20 protein-coding genes are annotated in these 21048 nt (G+C 61.1%); 11 read left to right on the forward strand and 9 right to left on the reverse strand.

What is annotated here, in order from left to right; translation table 11 throughout:
• Nucleotides 1–78 precede the first annotated feature (78 nt).
• From CBB63_RS03940 to CBB63_RS03950, 3 genes are all read right to left on the reverse strand, one after another.
• Nucleotides 79–984 (reverse strand): cation efflux transmembrane domain-containing protein, encoded by a 906-nt coding sequence (locus CBB63_RS03940; protein WP_009824232.1) that lies wholly within the window; start codon nucleotides 982–984, stop codon nucleotides 79–81.
• Entirely contained in the window at nucleotides 981–1418 is a 438-nt protein-coding gene (locus tag CBB63_RS03945) for an enoyl-CoA hydratase (RefSeq protein WP_286698233.1), read from the reverse strand. The genes CBB63_RS03940 and CBB63_RS03945 overlap by 4 nt, the downstream gene beginning before the upstream one ends.
• 101 nt (nucleotides 1419–1519) lie before the next feature.
• Nucleotides 1520–2296, reverse strand: a complete 777-nt coding sequence (locus CBB63_RS03950) for an enoyl-CoA hydratase-related protein (RefSeq protein WP_114865431.1) — start codon at nucleotides 2294–2296, stop codon at nucleotides 1520–1522.
• Nucleotides 2297–3454: 1158 nt separating this feature from the next.
• On the opposite strand from CBB63_RS03950, the gene CBB63_RS03960 reads away from it, so the two are divergent.
• The gene (locus tag CBB63_RS03960) at nucleotides 3455–4204 is read left to right on the forward strand and encodes a helix-turn-helix transcriptional regulator (protein WP_037941385.1); all 750 of its coding nucleotides are present in this window, start codon (nucleotides 3455–3457) and stop codon (nucleotides 4202–4204) included.
• Nucleotides 4205–4602: 398 nt separating this feature from the next.
• Nucleotides 4603–6393 carry a Hint domain-containing protein gene (locus CBB63_RS03965; RefSeq protein ID WP_286698235.1) on the forward strand — a complete coding sequence of 597 codons (1791 nt, stop codon included), beginning with the start codon at nucleotides 4603–4605 and terminating at the stop codon, nucleotides 6391–6393.
• A gap of 74 nt (nucleotides 6394–6467) precedes the next feature.
• On the opposite strand, the gene CBB63_RS03970 is transcribed toward CBB63_RS03965, so the two are convergent.
• The 3 genes from CBB63_RS03970 to CBB63_RS03980 form a co-directional block, all read right to left on the reverse strand.
• The gene (locus CBB63_RS03970; RefSeq protein ID WP_286698236.1) at nucleotides 6468–7484 is read right to left on the reverse strand and encodes a siderophore-interacting protein; all 1017 of its coding nucleotides are present in this window, start codon (nucleotides 7482–7484) and stop codon (nucleotides 6468–6470) included.
• Nucleotides 7477–8700 (reverse strand): MFS transporter, encoded by a 1224-nt coding sequence (locus tag CBB63_RS03975; RefSeq protein WP_286698237.1) that lies wholly within the window; start codon nucleotides 8698–8700, stop codon nucleotides 7477–7479. The genes CBB63_RS03970 and CBB63_RS03975 overlap by 8 nt, the downstream gene beginning before the upstream one ends.
• Nucleotides 8700–10793, reverse strand: a complete 2094-nt coding sequence (locus tag CBB63_RS03980) for a TonB-dependent siderophore receptor (RefSeq protein WP_286698238.1) — start codon at nucleotides 10791–10793, stop codon at nucleotides 8700–8702. Before CBB63_RS03980 ends, CBB63_RS03975 begins: the two co-directional genes overlap by 1 nt.
• A gap of 852 nt (nucleotides 10794–11645) precedes the next feature.
• On the opposite strand from CBB63_RS03980, the gene CBB63_RS03990 reads away from it, so the two are divergent.
• The gene (locus CBB63_RS03990; protein ID WP_005848741.1) at nucleotides 11646–12119 is read left to right on the forward strand and encodes a Dps family protein; all 474 of its coding nucleotides are present in this window, start codon (nucleotides 11646–11648) and stop codon (nucleotides 12117–12119) included.
• Between the two features lie 44 nt (nucleotides 12120–12163).
• Here CBB63_RS03990 and CBB63_RS03995 read toward each other — a convergent pair whose 3' ends face one another.
• Nucleotides 12164–12409, reverse strand: coding sequence for a DUF1289 domain-containing protein (locus CBB63_RS03995; protein ID WP_286698240.1), 246 nt, complete (start codon nucleotides 12407–12409; stop codon nucleotides 12164–12166).
• 138 nt (nucleotides 12410–12547) lie between these two features.
• Nucleotides 12548–13177 (reverse strand): superoxide dismutase family protein, encoded by a 630-nt coding sequence (locus tag CBB63_RS04000; protein ID WP_502695851.1) that lies wholly within the window; start codon nucleotides 13175–13177, stop codon nucleotides 12548–12550.
• A gap of 136 nt (nucleotides 13178–13313) precedes the next feature.
• On the opposite strand from CBB63_RS04000, the gene CBB63_RS04005 reads away from it, so the two are divergent.
• The 3 genes from CBB63_RS04005 to CBB63_RS04015 all read left to right on the forward strand — a co-directional run bounded on the left by CBB63_RS04005 (nucleotide 13314) and on the right by CBB63_RS04015 (nucleotide 14694).
• On the forward strand, nucleotides 13314–13625 hold the full coding sequence (locus CBB63_RS04005) for a PRC-barrel domain-containing protein (protein ID WP_502695852.1): 312 nt from the start codon (nucleotides 13314–13316) through the stop codon (nucleotides 13623–13625).
• Between the two features lie 167 nt (nucleotides 13626–13792).
• Nucleotides 13793–14284: an MgtC/SapB family protein gene (locus CBB63_RS04010; RefSeq protein ID WP_286698243.1), complete on the forward strand. Its 492-nt coding sequence runs from the start codon at nucleotides 13793–13795 to the stop codon at nucleotides 14282–14284.
• Between the two features lie 113 nt (nucleotides 14285–14397).
• On the forward strand, nucleotides 14398–14694 hold the full coding sequence (locus CBB63_RS04015) for a hypothetical protein (RefSeq protein WP_005848750.1): 297 nt from the start codon (nucleotides 14398–14400) through the stop codon (nucleotides 14692–14694).
• 82 nt (nucleotides 14695–14776) lie between these two features.
• Here the strand turns inward: CBB63_RS04015 and CBB63_RS04020 are convergent, their stop codons facing one another.
• The gene (locus CBB63_RS04020; protein WP_005848752.1) at nucleotides 14777–15445 is read right to left on the reverse strand and encodes a L,D-transpeptidase; all 669 of its coding nucleotides are present in this window, start codon (nucleotides 15443–15445) and stop codon (nucleotides 14777–14779) included.
• A gap of 228 nt (nucleotides 15446–15673) precedes the next feature.
• Between CBB63_RS04020 and CBB63_RS04025 the strand changes: the two genes are divergently transcribed.
• From CBB63_RS04025 to CBB63_RS04045, 5 genes are all read left to right on the forward strand, one after another.
• Nucleotides 15674–16351, forward strand: coding sequence for a gluconate 2-dehydrogenase subunit 3 family protein (locus CBB63_RS04025; RefSeq protein WP_286698244.1), 678 nt, complete (start codon nucleotides 15674–15676; stop codon nucleotides 16349–16351).
• Nucleotides 16352–16354: 3 nt separating this feature from the next.
• A complete protein-coding gene (locus CBB63_RS04030; RefSeq protein ID WP_114865422.1) occupies nucleotides 16355–18136 on the forward strand; it encodes a GMC family oxidoreductase in 1782 nt (593 codons plus the stop codon).
• Nucleotides 18137–18151: 15 nt separating this feature from the next.
• Nucleotides 18152–18898, forward strand: a complete 747-nt coding sequence (locus CBB63_RS04035; protein ID WP_286698245.1) for a c-type cytochrome — start codon at nucleotides 18152–18154, stop codon at nucleotides 18896–18898.
• A gap of 45 nt (nucleotides 18899–18943) precedes the next feature.
• The gene (locus CBB63_RS04040) at nucleotides 18944–19561 is read left to right on the forward strand and encodes a DedA family protein (RefSeq protein WP_037941363.1); all 618 of its coding nucleotides are present in this window, start codon (nucleotides 18944–18946) and stop codon (nucleotides 19559–19561) included.
• A gap of 77 nt (nucleotides 19562–19638) precedes the next feature.
• Complete coding sequence (locus CBB63_RS04045) at nucleotides 19639–21039, forward strand: APC family permease (RefSeq protein ID WP_037967033.1); 1401 nt, start codon at nucleotides 19639–19641, stop codon at nucleotides 21037–21039.
• Nucleotides 21040–21048: the final 9 nt, after the last annotated feature.

Here is a 21048-nt window from a genome sequence, read left to right on the forward strand (position 1 = left end):
ATTTAACGTGGGCCCTGAAAATTCCGTCGCTGAAAACGCGAATAAATGTAGAAAAAAATCCAACGGTCCCGGGGCAGCCTAGTTTTCGGGCTTCACGCTCAGGGTGACCACGCGCCAGGCGTCATCCTCGCCGACCAGCTCTTTGGCGCGCGTCGCATCGGGCAGCAATTCGTCGTCGTCGCCGATCACCACGTGCAGATAGCGTCCGGCCTCGCGCAGTTTGACGACGGGCGCGCCGTCCATGCCTTTCTGAACACGATCCGCCAGATCTTGACGCTCGGCAGAGCCAAGCTTGCGCGGCGCACCGTCCAACAGCTCCGCGACCGAGATACGCAGATTGCGCCCACCGTCTTTCAGCACGTCCAACCCGATCAGCCCCGCAGCTACGGCATCGGCCCACCAGAACCCCATCGAGATACCGATGATGCCCAGAATACCCGCAACGCCGGTCTTCCAGTCTGCGGCGTTCATGTCAGCGTCCGCATGCAACACCTTGTCCTGAATGTCGGGCGCGATGGCCAGCTTCTTGCGGCCCAAGATCACTGGCGGGATGATCGAATAGACCAATGCCGCCACCATCAACCAGCCCATCCAGACCTCGGTGCCAAACAGTTCGATACTGCCGATGGTGGGATGTTCCTGCCGCACCAACGTGACCACCGCGTCATACACCAGATAGCCGCCCATCAAGGTCAGCGCCGCCGCCGAGAGGGCAAAGGCCAGGGTGCCAATGCGGTGCAGGCCAAAGGGATACTTCGGGCTTGGCGGCATCCGTTCAAGCCGCGCGGCGATCAGGAACAGGATCGGCGGCAACAGCGATAGCGTGTCTTCGATCCACGCCGCCTGCATCGCCTGACTTGATCCCATGACCATGAACATCACAAAAATGATCGTCACCAGCCAGAACAGCGTCCACCATTCCAGCCGACGCGCTTTCGCGATTTTGTCGGCGATCTCTTGCGGCAGCGGGGGGTAGCGGTTCATTCCTGCGCCTCCCGTGTCAGCGGACGCAGCGCCATATTGGACCGCATGAGAAACCGGTTCTCGCCGCGCCGCAGCAGCAACACCCGTTCGGGACGGTCGGCCCCGACGGTCACATATCCGATGGGGTTGGTCATGCCCGTATGCTCTGTCAGCGGTGAATCTTTCGGTATCCCGCCCGCCAGCAGATGCAGATCACCCCCCTCAAGCGCGTCAAGCAGCTGGTGCGGGTTCTCGCGATGCCATTCGATTTGCGCATCCAGCGCCGCGGCGATCAATGTCACCGCCTGCAGGTCTTGATCCGGCATCGGATCTTGCAATGCGCCGACCTTCAGCACGGCACCTTCCACAATATCAGTGGTGTTTTCGGGGTCTTTCGGCAACTGGCAGGCAGCCAGAACGACCAAAAGAGCAACGGCGATGAGGTGGCGGTACATGATCAAAACCCTTCAGGGCGACAACTGCACAGATCATGATTTCGTTCCCGCGGACCGACACCCGCAGGAACCAGAGGGGTCACAGCCCCTTCGACAACAGATCACCCGCTAAAGCGGGGTGCCCGTTTTTCGAGGAACGCGGCCACGCCCTCTTTGAAGTCGGGAGTATTCCCCGCTTCTTTCTGCCACTTGCGCTCGTTAGCCAATGCGGTGTCAAAATCAGTGTCGGCAGCGCTCCACGCAGCTTTGCGGATCAAGGCAAGGCTGCGCACCGGCCCGTTCGCCAGTTTGATCGCGATCTCAAGCGCGGTGGCGTCAACCGCGTCATTCTCGACCAGCCGCGTCACCAGCCCCCAGTCAAACGCCGTCGGCGCGGGAACTTTCTCGGCCAGCAGCATCATCTCCATCGCGCGCACGCGGCCCACGGCGCGTGTCAGCAACCACGTGGCCCCGCCATCGGGGATCAGCCCGATCCGCGCAAAGGCCTCAAGGAAATAGGCATCACGACCGGCGACAATCACATCACAGGCCAGCGCAATCGATGCTCCCACACCCGCGACCGCCCCCTGCACGGCAGAGACCACGGGCACCGGCAGATCGCGAAGCGTCATCATCAACGGGTTGTAGGCATTCTCAAGGGCGGCACCCGCATCGAGCTCTTTGCCACTTTCGATCGTCCCCTGCTTGAGGTTCGCCCCCGCCGAGAACGCGCGCGGCGACCCCGCCAAGACAATCGCCCGCGCTGTCTGTGCTTCGCGTTCCAGCAGGTCACGCAGCTCTAGCGCCATGGCAGAGGTCAGCGCGTTCATCGTCTCGGCATCATCGAGCCGCAGCACTGTCACCGGCCCGTGCCGTTCGACCTTGATCTTATCCGTCATCCTGCTCTCCTCCCACGCATTCTACGGTCTGTGTCGGGGTATCCCACCACGGGAACAGGGCATGGTAAAGGCGCAGTCACCGGAACCCGCAGCGTCGAAGGCTCACTGATCAGGTATCGCCAAACGTCGCGGCGACCCACTTTGGCAAGGTCACCCGCTGCTCGAACACTGTCGATTTCGCCCGCAGCACGTTTTCTTTGGTGTCGCGCACCGGATCCGCGCTGATCGTGGCATAGGCGTGATCGCGCGCGACCTNCCATGTCTCGTCGCGAAATCCCGCCAATCGGGCATAGAACCGTGCCGCNGTCTGGTCCGCCTCTTTCCACGCGGCACCGGGCAAGCCGCGCCCCGGCATGTTCCCCACGTCGGTCCGATGCTGGTTTGCCGTCTCTAACGCGTCGATATTGGCGTATTTCAGGTGCATCAGATAGACACCGCGCGGCAGGTCAAACACCGCCGTTTCAATGCGCTTGGGCCCGACCCATATCCCGTGGCGCCACAGGCCCGTGCCGCGTTTGGTCACCCATGCCTTGCTGTAGTGCCCCGAGAACACCGCCGTGCGCCGATGGCCAAGAGCCATTTGCCCTTCTGCNAGCACATCATCCTCCAAGGTCTCTGCCANATTNAGACCAAGCGCGAACATCGACTTTGCCGTTGCCGTCTCTAACACNGCGTGCAGNGACGTATANAGTGCGGGATCNTANCAGATCAGCTCGTCCGCATCGGTGCGGATCACCCAGTCGAAAGACACAGCCAGCCCATCGGCAAAACTGTTCAACACCTGCCCGCGGCGCCGGTCGAACCCTTCCAGCGTTTCGCGGGGCACAGTGATCACGGTCGCACGCGGGCAAAGGCTGGCGATCTTGGCATCGGCCCCGTGGGCGACGATATAGAGGTTATCAAACCCCAGCATGCGCCCATAATGCGCGTACCACTGGGACAGCGCCCAGTAGTCTTTGTAAACCATTGTGATCGCGCAAATATTCATGGTNTCCTTTTACGCGCTTTGCGATTTTCCGAACAGNGTATTTTGTCACGCACCGGCCTGANGCCTTNGAANTCCCTTACGCAAANGGGTGAACGCCTTGTTCCAGCCATATTTTATGTTGCTTTTTGGCGACACCGTTGCCATTATGTTGCCTAGGCCGGGGGGCGAACATGTCATTGGAAAAGCTGATTGATTTGGCAGGNGCCGCGAAAGCGGGCACGGGCGATGTTGCGTTTTGGGACAGCTGCACCCAAACCTTCGCCGATCTGGGCGTCACCGGCATCGGCTATGGCATCATCCCTTACGCCAGTGATGCGACCGTGCGCGGGTTTACCCAAGCCGGTTTCTTTCGCCACACCTACCCCCAAGACTGGGTCACCGCGGTCGAGGAACAGGCGCTGGTGGATGACGACATCTCGGTCGAGTTGATCGCCAATGGTACGAAAGAGGTGCTGTGGAATGACGCCAGCCTGCTGGACCACGCGACCGAGCCGCAACAGATGCAATCCGAGCTTGAGAATGACATCGGGATGCAGTTCGGTGCGTCTTTCGCGCTGAACCGCACGCCCGCGGGTCAGGCCATCTCCGGCATCGGTCTTTGGGTGAGCGAGACACGCACCGACCGCGAATTCGATCTTTACTGGCAACAGCATCGCAGCGCGTTACGACGTTTGTCCTTTGCGATGGATGAAGGCATCCGCCGCGATCACATGAGCGTGCTGGTTAACCTCACCCCGCGCGAGCGTGACTGCCTCAGCTATCTTGCCATCGGTCTGCGCCCGGCCGAGATCTGCTGGACCCTCAAGATCAGCGAAAAAACCTTCGAGAAACACATCAAGGGCGCGAAAGAAAAGCTGCGGGCCAGCACACGCGATCATGCGGTCGCCAAATCACTGGTTTTAGGGCTAATCCAACCGTAGATGGGGGTTTTCCCCCGCTTGATCTACCCTTGGGTTACTGGCAGGTAGGGCGCATAGAACGGCATCACGATTTTCTCCAAGCAGGCCGGTGAGATAGGGCATATTCACGCTGCCTTTTCTCGTCATACTGGCATTGCTTCGCAAGTAATTCTTAGACCAAAGCGCGGGGTGGCAGTAATGCCGCCCCCATTTTGTATTCACTGGTCGAAAAACGTGAACCATCGCCCCATCCACAACTGACGCGAGAAGGCCGCTACGTCAACTTATCACAAAGCCGTTAAATCCGTTGCCAGATGCGCATACCGCGATAAAAAGAACGTTAGTTTTTTCACGATTTGCGAAACCTTTGCCGACTTCGGACCGTGGTTTCTTGCAGAAATCACGCGGAGCAGACGACAATGGCAGCGATCAACGGCACCACGGGCACAGATACCCTTCAAGGTACAGCAGAAGACGACCGGATCGATGCAGGTGCCGGCAACGACCGCGTNTCTGGCGAAGGCGGCGACGACCGTATCGACGGTGGCGCGGGCGATGACCTGCTGTATGGCGATGCAGGCGTCGGTACAGCACCGGGCAACGACGCGTCTCCGATCACGTTGTCTTATGCCAGCCGCCTTTTCAACACGGGTAACTCAGCCGACGAAGGCGACAGCGTCTTTTATGACAACGTGGCAACGTTGGACAATGGCGGCGGCGTTTTCGCGCGGCTGGTGCTGGTCGACACCTCGAATGACGACATGCCCATCGACCTTACCGGTGGCACCGGCTTCGAGATCCTGCTGAACTCCGGTGATGGAAGCAGGAGCAGGTATGCCGGTGAAACCGCGACCTTCCGGCTCGAATTCTACGACCGCCAGCACTACATCGATACGGGCGAGTTCAAGCCGATCGCGCTGAATTCCACCGCGACCTTCAACGATCTCGACCGCAACAACCCCGGCGATCAGGAATCCGTGACGCTGGACACCAACAGCTTCACCTCCTTCGCGACCAGCGATGACACGTCGTTGAATGTCACCAATGCCGATGGCACCGTGACCGCAGCGGGGACCGAGGCGAACTCCCCCGACGATCAGGATGCGTGGTTCTCGGGCCAGTTCGAGAACCGCGAGTTTATCGAGTTCACACTCGAAACCCGTTCCACGCAGTCGGGCTTCACCCTGTCTGGCGACCTGATTGATGACGCCGTTGTGACCCCGATCGAAGCGGGCAATGACACCATTCTGGGCGGCGAGGGCGACGACACGATCTTTGGTCAGGGCGGGAACGACAGCCTGGACGGTGGCGAAGGCGACGACCAGATCGAAGGCGGCGACGGGCAGGATACAATCACCTCGGGTGGCGGCAACGACCGCGCCGAAGGGGGGCAAGGCTCCGACCTGTTCAACTTTACCTCGGGCGGTGATCACACCATCGTGGGTGGCGAAGATGCCGACGGAACAGATGTCGACGTTCTGAACCTCAGCGGGCTGGATCGGTCGCAGTACACGCTGACCAAAACGGGCCCTGAATCCGGCACNATCGAATTCCGCGATGCNGACGGCAACGTGACCGGCACCACAACCTATTCCGAAATCGAAGAGGTCGTGATCTGCTTTACCCCCGGCACCACCATTGCCACGCGACGCGGCGAGATTCCGGTGCAGCAGATCAAGGTCGGCGATCTGGTCGTCACCCGTGACAACGGCCTGCAGCCGGTTCGCTGGGTGGGCCGCCGCAATCTGGGGCGCGACAACCTGCTGCGCACCCCCGGCTTCAACCCCGTTCGGATCAAGGCCGGTGCCTTTGGTGAAGGCGTGCCGCAGCGCGATATGATGGTCAGCCCGAACCACCGCATGCTTGTCGCCTCCGAAACGGCCGAGGTGATGTTCAGCGAACGCGAAGTTCTGGTCGCGGCGAAACATCTGGTCGGGCTCGACGGGGTCGACACTGTCACGCCGGACAAGGTCAGCTACATCCACATGCTGTTTGACAACCACGAAGTCGTGTTTGCGGATGGCACATGGGCCGAAAGCTTCCAGCCGGGGGCACATTCGATGGCCGGCATCCAGTCCGAACAGCGCAGCGAGATCCTGTCGCTATTCCCCGAGCTCGAGCTGGCTGACGGCATGTCCAACTTTGTCGCNGCNCGNCGGTCNCTGCGCGCNCANGAGGCGCAACTGCTGGTATCCGCCAGCGCCGCNTAAGGCGCGCCATCCGGTGCAAGTAACGAAAAGGCAGCCCTTTCACCGGCTGCCTTTTTTGTTTCAATGTCTGCGCGTTACCAGAAGGCCGAGATATAGGACCGCTCGGCAGCGCCGCCGTGCTCTTTCCACGTCTTGCGCACTTGCGTCGCCAACGCCTTTTGCCCCGCGAACCATAAAANCCCGTCCGCCGCAGATGACACCGCGTCGCAGGCCGCCTGCCCCATCGTGGGACGCGCGGTCTCGCTGGCGATGACAACCTCCAGACCTTTGTGCTCTGGCAACGGATAATGCGCGGCATCTACATGGGAGGGGTAGAGCATGATGCGCCCGGTCAGATCGGGGTTCGCCTCCATGATACGGGCAATGGCCGGAAAGGCGGTATCATCGGCAAATCCGAACACCGGCCCCGTGATCGTACAGCCGCCGCCACCCGGTCCGGTGACTAGGATCTGCGTCCCCAGTTCAACGCTGCGCGCCCAATCGGTGGTACGCCCGCCTTCGTGGATAAAGAGGTCAAACACCAGCAGCCCGTTTTCCCGATCCACCCGCCGCGCGGTATAGACCGGCAGATGCAGCTTGTGTTCACCCTTGGGCCAGACCGTTGCCCCGTTCTCTCCGATGCGGGGCCATTGGGGGGTCTTGCCCGGTTGCGCGATGCCAAGGCGNAAATGGATCGCACTGTCAGAAAACCGCGCCACATCGCCCGCCAGCGTGACCCGCATAAACCCGCAGTCCAACATCTCGCGGTGCTGCACCGTCATCAACCGTGCGTTATCGGGCAAGGCCCCCTGACGTACACCATCCGACCAGCGGATCGCCTGCGCCGCATCGGGCATGACGCTGCCGATCTGATCCACCAGACTGTCCTTCAACGTCTGCAGGAAATCGGCGCGCGCGGTCGATATCTCGGCCCTGCAATTGGCACCCGACGGGGCAAAGGCGATCCGCCCGTAATAGGTGCCCACGACAATGCCCTGTGCGCCATCCTGTTCGACGTGCAGGTCATGCTCTGCCGCTTCGGCCAAGGTGGCCTGACGCAGGGCGGCGAAGGTGACGCCGGGCAATTCGGTTTGTGCAGTGTGATCAGACATGGGCCATCCCCTGTTGCGGTGCGCGCTGCCCCGAGACCCGCCAGATCAGCGGCAATGCCGCAAGCGAGACGGCACAGGCCACACCAAAAAAGAAACCGTAACCAAGATGCTCGGCGATGACCCCGGCGACNATGCCCGAGACCATGCTCACCGCCGCATCCATACATTGGAACAAGGTAAAATCGACGCCGCCCTGCCGCGGGTCGGACCAGTTCATGAACTGCCCGTAAAGGGCAACGAACCCAAAGGCCATGACGGCCGCGCTGCTGACCATCGCAATCGGGGCCACCGTCGCGGCGGCGAAAACGCCACCCGCCGCCGACAGGCCAACCACCCCGAGGATCAGCGCCTGAAGCGCCACCGCGCCGGCCAGCACCACGCGGGTGCCAAAACGGCGCACCACTGCACCGCCGGTCATCGCCCCCGCAAAGCCCAAGGTCAGGCTGCCGACCCCGCTGAGCAGTCCAAGCTGACCCAGATCATAGCCCGCATCGATAAAGTAAGGTCCGAACATCCCCATCGCGGTTTTCTGCGCCACGACATAAAGCGCCGCGACCAGCAAACCCTGACGCACCTCGGCGCGGGCCAAGGCGGTTCTAAGTCGCGGTTGATGCGGTCGCGCCTGCGCGTTTTTCGCGCGCGCGATGATCGCGAAGGGGACGCAGAGCACAGCAATCACCGTCGCCATCCCCCATGCGCCCGCCAGCCATCCGGCGCGGTCCACGAGGATCAGGAACACGCCCCCGCCGATCGCAGCCCCCAGATAGGCACCGCCCACCTGCGCCGCGTTGCCCCAGCCGTATTCCGTNTCCTTCAACGCCGCCACGGCATAGCCGTCGCAGGCAATATCCACCGTGGCCGTCGCAAAGGCCGCCACCATCAGCACCGCCAGAACAGGCAGCACNGGCGACGGGCCGATCAGCCCCACCACGAAAAGCGCCGCGATCACCACCGCAGCGCCCAATGTTACAATTGTGACCGACCGATCCCGCCCGCCATCCGGCAGCCGGAACCGTTCAACCCTCGGTGCCCAAAGGAACTTGAGCGCCCAAGGCAGCACCAGCACCGAGATCAACCCGATCTGATCCAGCGGCAGCTTCTGCGCGCGCAACACCCCCGGCAGCCCCGACCATGTGACACCCGCAATCACGCTTTGCGCAATATAGATGCCGCCGATCGCGCCGACGACACCCCAAGTTCCNCCGGACCGCGCCATCAGAAGCGGTAGCTGACGCTGGCCGTCGCAGTGCGCCCTTCGTAGCGATAGCAATAGTCCGCGCTGCAGGTCTGGTCNGTGTTGTCAAAGACGTTCTTGACGTTGATCTGCGCGCTCAGCCCGTCATAGCCGACTTCGCCAAAGTCATAGGACAGCGACAGATCGGCAAAGACNTCGGCATCGTTCTTGTAGGTATTTGCATCNTCGCCATAGCTTTCGCCGACATAGCGCAGACCCGCCCCGAAGCCAAAGCCCTTGAACGCCCCGCTTTGCGGCTCGTAGAAGCCCCANATCGATGCGGTGTGGTGCGGTGTGGCCGACAGCTGGTTGCCCACGGTGCCGGTGGACCCTGCCTCGATCTCCATATCCAGATAGGTATAGGCGCTGGTCACGCGCAGACCATTGGCAAAGTTGAACTGGCCTTCGATCTCCAGCCCGCGCGAGCGCAGGTCATAGGGTACCTGCACCTGGTTCAAGCCATTGAACGTCGCCGGATCAACCGTCTGGAAGACCACNCCGTCCTCTTGNCGGATGTCAAACAGTGACGCGGTGATCAGGCTTTCCGTGCCCGGCAGCTGGTANTTGACGCCCACTTCCTTTTGCAGCCCGCGTGTCGGCTCTGCCGANCGGCCGCTGTTGGGGTCGGTGCTNTCGTCATAGACCAGCCCTGTGGTCGGCACGAAAGAGCTCGACACATTGGCATANACAGACAGNTCGGTGTTGAACGCATAGCTCAGCCCGACACGGCCCGAGAANCCGTTNTGCGATGTATCGGTGCCGTTCTGATTGGCGTCAAAGGTGGTCATGTCGACCCAGTCGTAGCGACCGCTCAGGAACATCGTCCAGGGGCCGGAGCTCAGCTGGTCGTGCACATAGACGCCATACTGNTACATCTCCTGACCNTTGGAATAGGGCTGATCCACCGCNTCCGTGTCGGCNGCAGAGACATAGCCGACACCGCCATAATAGGCGTCATAGGACGACTGCGTATAATCGAAACCGGCCACAACCGTGTGGTCAAACGCACCGGTAGAGAAATGCCCCTCGGCATAGGTATCGACCGAGAAATTCTCGGAATTCTCAAGGTAATGGCCCCAGTAGCGCCCGAAACCCGTGCCCGCCGCATAGATGCCGCTAAACTCAAGATCCGCATCCACTTCGGAATACCGCAGGTTNTGGCGCAGGGTCACGCCATTGTCCATNTCGTGCTCAAGCTCGTAGCCGACGCGCCATTGTTCGTTCACAAAGTCATTATAATCAGGATCGCCGACATANATATCAGACGCTTCGCCCTGCGACGGGTTGTAGTAAGACGCCGTNCCNCCGCGGGTTGATTCAGAATATTCNGTNAGNACNGTGATCTTGGTCCGATCCGTCAANTGATAGGTGAAGGACGGGGCCAGCAGCGCCAGATCATCGCTATAGCCCGGCAGCGGCGTATCCGCATCCCGCGCCACACCGGTNAGNCGATAGCTGAGCCGTCCGTCGGTGCCNACGGGGCCGGTGAAATCGAACGCCAGCTCTTTGCGGCTGTCGGTGCCAAAGGTCAGCTTGAGCTCGTTATAGGCGTCGTCCTTGGGGCGTTTGGAAATGATATTCACCANACCGCCNGCACCGCTGACGCCATACATCGACGACGATGGNCCCTTCAGCACGGAAACCCCCTCGAACGTGTAGGGGTGGTTCTGGAACCACGCCGACGGCCCGTTCACCTGACGCAGGCCATCGCGGAACAACCCGTCATAATAGGCCGAGAAACCGCGCAGATAGACNGCNTCATAGCGCGAGTCGAAACCGAAGTTNGTGACATTCGTCCCCGAGGTATAGCCCAAGGCGTCCAGCAGCGTGCGCGGCTCNTGATCTTCGATCTGGTCCTGCCCGACGGTGCTGATCGCTTGGGGGATGTCACGGATGGGGGTGTCGACCCGCGTGGCCTGACGCCCCGATTCGGCCACATACCCGTTTTGCAGCAGCGTCGCATCGCTTTCCGCCTCAAGCGTGAGCGTCCCCAGATCAAGCGTATCCGCCTCCTGCGCATAGGCGGGGTGTGATGCGGCCAGCGCGGCCACCAAGGCAATCCTTGAAATTTGCATGGAATTCTGTCCCTTACTGTTTTAGTCGGAAATGAACCGCCCCGCGGCNATTGTCAAACTGAAATAGTAAGGTATTCNCNTGCCCGAGACCTAATCAGGTCAGCGCGCCGGNGCAAGCCGCTGCGTCACAAACTTNACNNNCACAAGCGGCATCCTGCCTACANNCATGTATTTACATAATATTTNCAAATACCCCACTAAAACACTCCCCCTTGTCGGGGCGATNCTTATACCCTATAAATAAAGTAAGATATTCAACCGGACAGGNCCGANCCCTGCCCCATGTATGGACTTCTCTTGATATGGCATCTTTGGCGACCCTTNCGATCCTCGACCGCGACGACGCTCCGGCACAGGCTCCCGCCCCCCGTATCACCCCCGAACAACGCGCCGCGCTGACCCATTTGCGGATGTCGGCGATGGCCTGCCGCGTCGCCGCGCGCACGGATCTTTACGAAGCCTGCGCCCTGCTCAGCCTTGATGGCGAGGACGCGAAACGCACATTTGTGGATACGCTGATCAAATGCCTGCCGAATGCGGTGCAGCGCAAGGTCGTCTGGTTCGCGCCGGGCACAGACACGCTATCGTTTGACGAAGCATGGATCCTGCGCTGCCTGACCAGCATCCGCGAGGACGATCCCGCCAGTCTCAACTTCCTGATCAAGTCGCGCGTGGCCCCTGCTGACCGACGCTATATCGGCTATCTTCTTGGACAGATTTCCGAGCAGTTTTCTCAAGTTTAGAATAATTCCAAAAAGACCTTGGCAAACCGTTTTTGGTGTCTATGTTGAATGGACAGCAAGCTAGTACCGTGCCAGCCAGNCAGAATTTTAATCACTTGGGGACGAGAAAATGAACCAGACAGCAGCTGCTTTGACAACCGATGCAAAAACAGCAATCGCCGATGCATTGAACCAATGCGTTGCGGAAACCGCCGTGACGACAATGCTGGCGCAAAACTTTCACTGGAACGTAAAAGGCATGGGTTTCGGCCCGCTGCACGACCTGTTCCAGAAGATCTACGAAGACCACTTTGTCGCGCAGGATGATCTGGCAGAGCGTATTCGCGCCCTTGATGTCCACGCCGAAGGGATGCTTGCAGGCATGCTGAAGCGGTCCAAGATCAACGAACACGATGGCCACGCCAACGACAAGGAAATGATCCGCATCATGATGGAAGCGCAGGAAACGCTGGCCTCCACCATCGCGGGNGCGGGCCAGTTGGCCGCCGACCATGGCGACACGCTGACAGAAGATCTGTGTATCGCACGCGGGACAGAGCACGAGAAATTCGCGTGGTTCCTGCGCGCACACCTCGCAGGCTAACCAGCCCGCCCGCTGATCCCGTCAGCACCCAAATCAAATCGCGGCTAGAGAAGCTTCTCGGCCGCGATTTTGCGTTTTGCCAGCTTCTTGCGATANGCCAGATCCCAATGGCTGTATTTGCCCAGACGTTCCTGTTGCGCGGTCAGCATCTGGACAAAGCCCACGCGGTGGCTTTCTTTTTTCAGCGACTTGAACATGGATTTCTGCGCCTTGGTCATCGAACACCCGATGCAATGGCCTTCGCGTTTGAACTTGCACACGTCGATNCAGGGGCTGGGTGTTTTTGCCATGGGAAACCTTGCTGATTGATCCGGCGGTTTGCCCCCTGTCCGTGCAGGGTGCCAGCGGTAGCCTATGCCAGCAAAAGCAGGGCCGCGCCAGTGGGGGCGCGGCCTTGGTCGTTCAAATCATCGTTTGCCGAAGGGGGATCAGGCGGGATCAGCACCAAAGACACCGCAGGCAATCCGGTCGCCCGCATCACCTGAAGGCTGCGAGCTGTAATCGTCCTGCCCGCCGTGGATCACAAAGGCAGCGCCGTCGTCATCCATCAGATGCTCTTCGACATTCAGGAACGGCAAGAACACTTCCTGCTCTACGGTGCCATCACTGCCCACCGTGACATTCGGCATATCACCGGGGTGTGGGCCACCGGCGGTCAAAACGCCATGCTCGCGGTCCCCCGCGATATGCCCGCCAGCGGATTTGAACCCGTCGCCCGAACAATCACCGGTTTCATGCANNTGCACCGCNATGCCCCCTGCGGGCAGGTTGGANAGCGACAGTTTTGCCAGCGCCACGCCGGACTCGGTATCCTGNACCGTCACGGTTCCGANCTCTGCNCCNTCGGCATCCATAACCGGCGCAGTCGTCTCGGCGGCGAAAGCGGCGCTTGTCATCAGCNCGCAGGCCACGGCGGTGGTGAGTGCGAATTTCATTGGAATCTCCCTTTTCATGCTTGGGTTTGAACCGGCCAGCGGTGGTCGATTGGTCAAAGACCAACCCGCCGCATTTACCCAAAGTTCCAAGCCCTCTCGCCCGCACGGCCAAACAACGCCCATCGGCAGAAGTTAGCCGCCCGCCGAAGGACGCGGAACCGCCGCGCCGCCTCTGTCGTTGCAACTACAGGTAACCACAACACAGGAGAGTTTCGACATGACTGCGACATCACATTCTAGCCTCGTATCTTCCTCTGACGTGAATGGTACGACTGTTTACAGCCGCGACGGCACGCATATCGGGTCCATNGANCATCTGATGATCGACAAGCAATCCGGCAAGGTCGCCTATGCCGTGATGGGCTTTGGCGGATTTCTGGGCCTGGGCGAGGATCACCACCCCGTGCCGTGGGGCAAGCTTGAATACGACACCACCAAAGAAGGCTTCGTGACCGACATCACCGAAGAGCAGGTCAAAGGCGCACCAACCCGCAGCGACGGTTGGGTGACAGATCGCGAATGGGAACGCCGGACCCACGAACACTATATGGTGCCGAACTACTGGATCTGATCCACAGAAGTTAACGACCGCAGACCGTCCCCACATCGGGGGCGGTCTTTTACTGTCACCGCCCTATATCCAGACCAATAGCTTTCAAGAGACCGGATTACCCCCATGCCCAGTTCCGCCCCCTGCCCCCCTCTCCCGCACCCGTCTTGCGCGAAGGAGACACGCTGATGTGGGAGGATCTGCTGAACGAATTCTCCCTCGCCCCCAGCCTGCCCCTGTCGGTCGTTGTGGCCCGCACCCTTGCGACGGTGGTATTCTGCGGTCTGATCGGGCTTGAACGCGAAACCTCCAAACGGCCCGCGGGTCTGCGCACGCATATGCTGATCGGCCTCGCGTCATGCATCTACTGTCTGCTGACCCTCGCCCTGCTCGCCCGCAGCGCCGAATTNGGCGANACCATCCGGATGGACCCCCTGCGTATCATCGAGGCGGTGACCAGCGGCGTCGCTTTCCTNGCCGCGGGGCTGATNGTCTTTTCCCAAGGCAAGGTGCGCGGCCTGACCACGGGGGCCAGCATGTGGGTCGCCGCCGCCGTTGGCGTGGCCTGNGGCTTNGGCGAATGGACGATTGCGGGCATGACCGTNATCCTCGCGCTGATCATCATCGCGCTGGTNCGCAAGCTTGAAAAACGCGCAGGCACCTATGAAGAGCACGACTAGCCGCGGCCATCGGCAGCAATGCAACAGTTTGTGACCCAGAAACACGCGCCCTTGTTTTACAACTCCGGCGAAATACCCTAGCTGCATAGCAAATTCATATGAGGAATATCACGATGAGCGTTCGGGTTTGGATTGCAGGCTGTGCCGTATTGGCGCTGGCTGCTTGTGCGGATGTACAGACCACCACTGACAAGATGACAACGGACGACGGGTTCTTCAAGGAACTGCCCGAAGGGGTGCGCCTGGTGGCTGCCAAGAACCAGGATCTGACCGCGGTTAAGATCGACCCCAGCAACGGGTGCTACGTCTATCGCTACCGCGGGCCGGTCGAAACCACCTTCCTGCCCCTGCGCGCCGACAATGGCCGCCCGATCTGCACCCAAACGATCGCGGCTGCTGCGGCGGGCTAANCGCGCCCCGCGTCGTGACGTAAAAAGGCCGCCCGAAGCATCTCGCTTCGGGCGGCCTTTTCATGTNTGCAAAGGTCNNGACTTAGGTCGCAGCCGTCACCAGCTCTTCCGGCGGGTAGAGGACCGCGCGCGATCCGGTGTTCACGTTCTCGTACAGATCGTTGATATGCGCCATGATCATCCGCACGCAGCCAGAGCTTGCACGCCCGCCGATCGATTGCGGGTTAGGCGACCCGTGGATGCGCAGATAGGTGTCGCGGTTACCGACAAAAAGATACAGCGCACGCGACCCCAAGGGGTTCTGCGGGCCTGCGTCCATCCCATCGGCGTGTTGTTCATAAAGCTCTGGATCGCGGCGGATCATGTTCTGCGTCGGCGTCCAGGTTGGCCATTTCGCCTTGCGCTTGATCGAATAGGTGCCGGGCTCGTACAGGTCACCCCGCGCAATCGCCACGCCATAGCGCATGGCGGTGCCATTGTCCTGAATGTGATATAGATACCGCGCAACCGCATCGACGTGGATATCGCCCGGCGTCAAACCGGGGTTCGCCTCGACCAGTCGAGGCAGAAAGCGAGGCGCGACGCCCCAGGGGTTCGTCGTTGCAGGATCGTAGCCCGCAGGCGTTACCTGCGCATCCCATGCGTCCCACATCGACTTGTCTGTTGTCGCCGCGGCGGCGAGACTGGGGGCCAGAGGGGCAGAAAACAACGCGGCAGCGGAGCTGGTGATAAAATGGCGTTTGGTCAGCATGCGTGCACGCTCCTATTTAGTTAGTGCTTGACGATGTAACCCCCAATAGCGCGACCCTGTTCCCAAGAACCAGTCACATGGCTGTGTGAGTTTGTTTCGGCCCGCGCAAACTAGACCGCCCCCGGCAGAAACGCCACGACTAGTTTCGCCAAAATTTTTTGCAAAACNGCGGAACANCTCGNTCACGCGGGCGTTATTTAGACAAATGACCAATCATTTGGGTTTCGTATGCCAACGTATTCCAGACGATCAGTTCTATTCGGCTTCGGTGCCGCAGTCGGCCTTGCGTCCCTGCCGCGCCATGCCTTTGCCGCNCTNGATGGCACCCCCTTNACCTTCCTNACCGATTCCGAGGCCCGAAGCCTCGCNCTGCTGTGTGACACGCTGATCCCGCANGANGATTTCCCCTCGGCCAGTCAGGCNGGCGTGGTCGATTTCATCGACCTGCAACTNGCGGGCGGATANGGGCGCGGGGAACACNTGTATATGGACGGGCCCCACCCCCAAGGCACACCCGAGCAAGGCTATCAATCCCCCCTACGCCCCGCCGAGCTCTGGCGTGAGGGGCTGGCGGCGATGCAGACCGTCATCGGCCCGCTTGAAGGGCAACCGCAATCCGCGCTCGACCAGCTGATGACCGACCTGTCCGAGGATAGGCCCGCGCTTGCCGGTCGTGTCGGGGCCAAAACATTCTTTACCGAACTCCACGCCCTGACGAACCAGGGCTATTTTGCCGACCCGATCTATGGCGGCAACAAGGGCTATGCCGGTTGGCATATGGTCGGCTTCCCCGGGGCCTTCGGCTATTTCACCGACACGGTCGACGCCCACAATCGCCCCTACCGGCAGCCCCCTATGGGCATCGGGCATCAACCGGGCACAAGCGACTTCAACTGGGAAAGGTAGATCATGGCACGGCGGCTGGCGAAAACAGATGTGGTCATCATCGGGGCCGGTTGGACGGGTCTGACAGCTGCATATGAACTTGCCCATGCTGGCAAACGCTGTGTGGTGCTGGAACGCGGATCCTACCGCCACGACGCCGATGATTTCGCCGCCCCCAAGGAACATGACGAACTGAAATATGCGGTGCACCACGCGCATATGATCAACACCCGCAAAGAGACCCTGACCTTCCGCAACAACGCAAGCCAGCAGGCGTTGCCGATGCGCAGGCTCGGGTCGTTCCTGCCCGGTGTCGGGCTTGGCGGCGCGGGCATCCACTGGAACGGCCAGCTTTGGCGGCCCCTACCCTCCGACCTCGAAATGCGCAGCCATTATGAAAACCGCTATGGTGCCGACTTCATTCCCGATGATCTGAATGTGCAGGATTGGGGCGTCACCTATGACGAGCTTGAGCCTCATTTCGATTTTTACGAGAAGATCTGCGGCACCTCCGGTACAGCGGGCCAGATGGCAGACGGCCCGCGTGAAGGCGGCAACCCCTTCGAAGGGCCCCGCAGCGCCGATTATCCCAACCCGCCCATGCGCCAGCCCATCGGCCCCACCAAATTCGGCGAGGCGGCCCAAAAGCTCGGCTATCACCCTTTCCCCCTGCCCGCCGCCAACGCCACCAAGGAATACACCAACCCCTACGGTGCCAAGCTGCATCCCTGCACCTATTGCGGCTTTTGCGAACGCTTCGGCTGCGGCTACTATGCCAAGGCCGACCCGATCATCTGCGTCTATGACCAGATCAAATCCCACGAGAACTTCGAGATCCGCTATCAGGCGCAGGTCTTGCGGGTCGAGAAGTCAGAGGACGGCAAGACCGCCACCGGCGTCACCTATCTGACCGACGCGGGCGAAGAGGTGTTCCAGCCCGCCGACATCGTTTGCATGAACGCCTATGGCCTGTGGAACGTGCATCTGATGCTGGTCTCCGGTCTGGGCAAACCCTACGACCCGAAAACCCGCAAAGGCACCGTGGGCCGGAACTATGCCTATCAGACAATGGCGGGTGTGAACGTATTTTTCGATGATCAAGTGGTGACCAACCCATTCATGGGGGCGGGGGCACTTGGCACGGTGATCGACGATTTCAACGGTGACAACTTTGATCACAGCGATCTGGGGTTTCTGGGCGGCGGCTATATCGCCTGCACGCAGACCAATGGCCGCCCGATCAACTACCAGCCCACGCCCGAAGGCACGCCCGCATGGGGCGCCGACTGGAAACGTGCCGTGCGCGAGAATTACCTGCACCACGCCAGCCTGACCGTCCACGGGTCATCCATGGCGACGCCCGATAACTACCTTGACCTCGATCCAACATGGAAAGACGCCTACGGCCGCCCGCTGCTGCGGATGACCTTCAACTTCCCCGAAAACGACCGGCGCATGGCCGACTATGTGATGGGCAAGGCGCATGAGATCGCGCGCAATATGGATAACGTGACATCCACCTCCGCCAGCAACCGCGCGGCAGAGGGCAGTGATTATTCCATCGTGCCCTATCAGACCACCCATAACACCGGCGGCACGGTGATGGGCACGGACCCGACCACCAGCGTCGTGAACCGTTTTGGCCAGATGTGGGATCATCACAACGTCTTTGTCTTTGGCGCAGGGCTGTTTCCGCAGAACCTTGGCTACAACCCCACGGGGCCGCTGATGGGCGTCGCCTATTGGACGCTCGATCATATGAAGAACGACTATATCGCCAACCCGCGCCCGCTGATGGACGCCTGAAGCAGAGGAGCCGCCATGAAAATCCCTCACCGCCCCCTGCTCTGCCTCGCCCTCGCAGCCTTTTTGCCTGCGCTGGCCACCGCGCAGGCGATCCCTGCGGATCAGCCCTATGGTACGGCGCGCGATCTGTTCAACATGACGGTCGATACGCCGCCCGACGCCGAAACTCTGGCACGGGGGCAGGCCATCGCCCTGCAGGGCGCGGGCGATGTGCAATCCTGCGTGACCTGCCACAGCGTTGATGGTCAGGGGGACGGGTCGGGCAGCTTCCCGCGGCTTACCGGACAACCGGCGTGGTATCTTGACAAGCAGCTGGATGACTATGCCAGCGACGCGCGGCCCGACGACCTGATGACGCCCGTCGCGCAATCCCTCTCTGAAGACGACCGCGCCGCGGTCAGCGCCTATTACGCCTCTCTCGCCGCGCCGCTGCGGGTGGCGCGCGGGCAGGTTTCAGCGCAAGAGATCCAGAAAGGGGCCGCCATCGCGCGGGCCGGATCGCCCGACAAGGGTCTGCCCGCCTGCACCAACTGCCACGGGCCCGACGGCACGGGCAACCCGCCCTCGGTCCCCTATCTTGCCGGTCAATACGCCAACTACATGGTGCTGCAACTGGACCGCTGGAAACGCGGCCAGCGGGACAATGACGTTGGCGGCATGATGTCCGCCATCGCCCGCAAAATGACCGCCGAGGATATGCGCGCCATCAGTGAATACTACGAGCGTGTGGCCAACCCGCTGACGACGAAAGACCCTCAATGACCCTCAACGCCCCCTCCCCCGCAACGCTACAGAACCGGAGTCCCCATGTTTGACTGGATCACCGGCCTGCTGGATGCCGCAGGCTATCTGGGCGTCGCGTTTTTGATGTTCGCGGAAAACGTCTTTCCGCCCATCCCGTCCGAGCTGATCATGCCGCTGGCGGGGTTTCTGGCCTATCAGGACCAGATGAACTTTGTCGGCGTGGTGATCGCGGGCAGCATCGGGTCGCTGGCGGGCACCTACCTCTACTACATCATCGCGCGCAAGATCGGGCACGACCGCGTGCGGCACCTTCTGGAAAAGCATGGCCGCTGGCTCACCATGTCCCCCGAGGATCTTGACCGCGCGTCGGACTGGTTCGACCGCCACGGCAATCTGGCCGTGCTCATGGGGCGCATGGTGCCCGCGATCCGCACACTGATCTCGGTGCCCGCGGGGCTGACGCCGATGCATCACCTGCCGTTTCTGGCCTTCTCGCTGGCGGGTACGGTGATCTGGAACACATTGCTGACCGGGCTCGGCTACGCGCTCGGGTCGCAATACGATCTGGTCGCGGACTACATGAACCCCGTGTCCAACGTTGTCATCGGCGCCTTGGTGCTGACCTACATCTACCGCGTGATCCGCAAGAAAGGCGGCAGCGCACAAGACGCCACGGGCTAGCCGTCGCTACGGGCGTGAACTGGTGACGGCTGTGATGTCGGGGCCACGCCCCCGGCAAGGGGGGAAGGGAGTGTCCCATGACCAAGGATGTTTCAACAACGCCGGATCAAGACGGCGAGAAAACCGAACTCAAACGCGTGATGGGGCCCGGCTTGCTGCTGCTGTTCGTGGTGGGCGATGTCTTGGGCACAGGGATCTACGCGCTCACAGGCGAAGTCGCGGCAAAGGTCGGCGGCATTGTCTGGCTGCCGTTCCTCGTGGCCTTTGTCTTGGCCACCGTGACCGCCTGCAGCTACCTTGAACTTGTCACCAAATACCCCAAGGCCGCCGGTGCCGCGCTTTATACGCAAAAGGCCTTTGGCGTGCATTTCCTCACCTTCCTCGTGGCGTTCGCTGTGATGTCGAGCGGGATCACCTCGGCCTCGACCGCCTCGCAGGCTTTTGCCGAGAATTTCGGCAAAAGTTTCGGTCTGGGCGACGGGGCCTTCCTGATCACCGCCATCAGCATCGGCTTTATGGTGCTGCTGGGGCTGATCAACCTGCGCGGCGTCGGCGAAAGCGTGAAGGCAAATGTGGTGCTCACCTGCATCGAACTGACCGGCCTGCTGATCATCATCATGATCGGCGCCGCCGCGCTCATGGGCGGGCAAGGCGATTTCGGGCGCGCGTTCGATTTCAGCAGCGCCGGAGAGCAGGGCCTGTTCTGGCCCGTGATCGCCGCGACCACGCTGGCCTTCTTTGCGATGGTCGGCTTCGAGGATTCCGTGAACATGGCCGAAGAGGCCAAGAACCCCTCGCGCATCTTCCCCAAAGTCCTGCTGGGCGGGCTGCTGATCACCGGCGTGATCTATCTGCTGGTGTCGATCACCGCCATTGCCCTTGTCGACGCAAAGGCCTTGGGCGAAGGGGCCACCCCCCTGCTCAAGGTCGTCGAAGCCGGCGCGCCCTGGTTCCCGCTCAGCGTCTTCGGCATCATCACCATGTGCGCCGTGGCGAACTCCGCGCTGATCAACATGCTGATGGCCAGCCGCCTGCTGTATGGGATGGCGCAGGAAAAAGTGCTGCCCTCCATTCTGGGCAAGGTGCTGCCCAAGCGGCGCACGCCCTATACGGCCATCGTCTTTACCACCGGGCTTGCGATCGCGCTGATCACCTTTGTCGGCGCGGTGCCTGATCTGGGGGGCACCACGGCGCTGCTGCTGCTTGCGGTGTTCACGCTGGTCAATATCGCCGTGCTGGTGCTGCGCAGCGACACGGTGGATCACGACCATTTCACCAGCCCCCTCGGCCTGCCCTATATCGGCGCGATATCCTGCGCCTTTTTCGTTGGCCCGTGGACGGGGCGCGACAGCGTGCAATACCTCATCGCCGCGGTGCTGATCGGCTTGGGTGTCGTGCTCTGGGGCGCGACCGTGTTCTACATGAAATCAAAGGGGCAAGACCCGCTTGCCTCGGACATGGACAAATTGTCAGAGTGAAAGGAGCCC

Source organism: Sulfitobacter sp. TMED3 (genome assembly GCF_002167505.1).
GTDB classification, from domain to species: Bacteria; Pseudomonadota; Alphaproteobacteria; order Rhodobacterales; family Rhodobacteraceae; genus Sulfitobacter; species Sulfitobacter pontiacus.

Excerpts from the sequence above, each read along its gene's own strand:
- CBB63_RS03940 (WP_009824232.1), bottom strand. The coding sequence starts at position 984 with ATGAACCGCTACCCCCCGCTGCCGCAAGAGATCGCCGACAAAATCGCG.
- CBB63_RS03945 (WP_286698233.1), bottom strand. The coding sequence starts at position 1,418 with ATGTACCGCCACCTCATCGCCGTTGCTCTTTTGGTCGTTCTGGCTGCC.
- CBB63_RS03950 (WP_114865431.1), bottom strand. The coding sequence starts at position 2,296 with ATGACGGATAAGATCAAGGTCGAACGGCACGGGCCGGTGACAGTGCTG.
- CBB63_RS04015 (WP_005848750.1), top strand. The coding sequence starts at position 14,398 with ATGAGCGTTCGGGTTTGGATTGCAGGCTGTGCCGTATTGGCGCTGGCT.
- CBB63_RS04020 (WP_005848752.1), bottom strand. The coding sequence starts at position 15,445 with ATGCTGACCAAACGCCATTTTATCACCAGCTCCGCTGCCGCGTTGTTT.
- CBB63_RS04030 (WP_114865422.1), top strand. The coding sequence starts at position 16,355 with ATGGCACGGCGGCTGGCGAAAACAGATGTGGTCATCATCGGGGCCGGT.
- CBB63_RS04035 (WP_286698245.1), top strand. The coding sequence starts at position 18,152 with ATGAAAATCCCTCACCGCCCCCTGCTCTGCCTCGCCCTCGCAGCCTTT.
- CBB63_RS04040 (WP_037941363.1), top strand. The coding sequence starts at position 18,944 with ATGTTTGACTGGATCACCGGCCTGCTGGATGCCGCAGGCTATCTGGGC.
- CBB63_RS04045 (WP_037967033.1), top strand. The coding sequence starts at position 19,639 with ATGACCAAGGATGTTTCAACAACGCCGGATCAAGACGGCGAGAAAACC.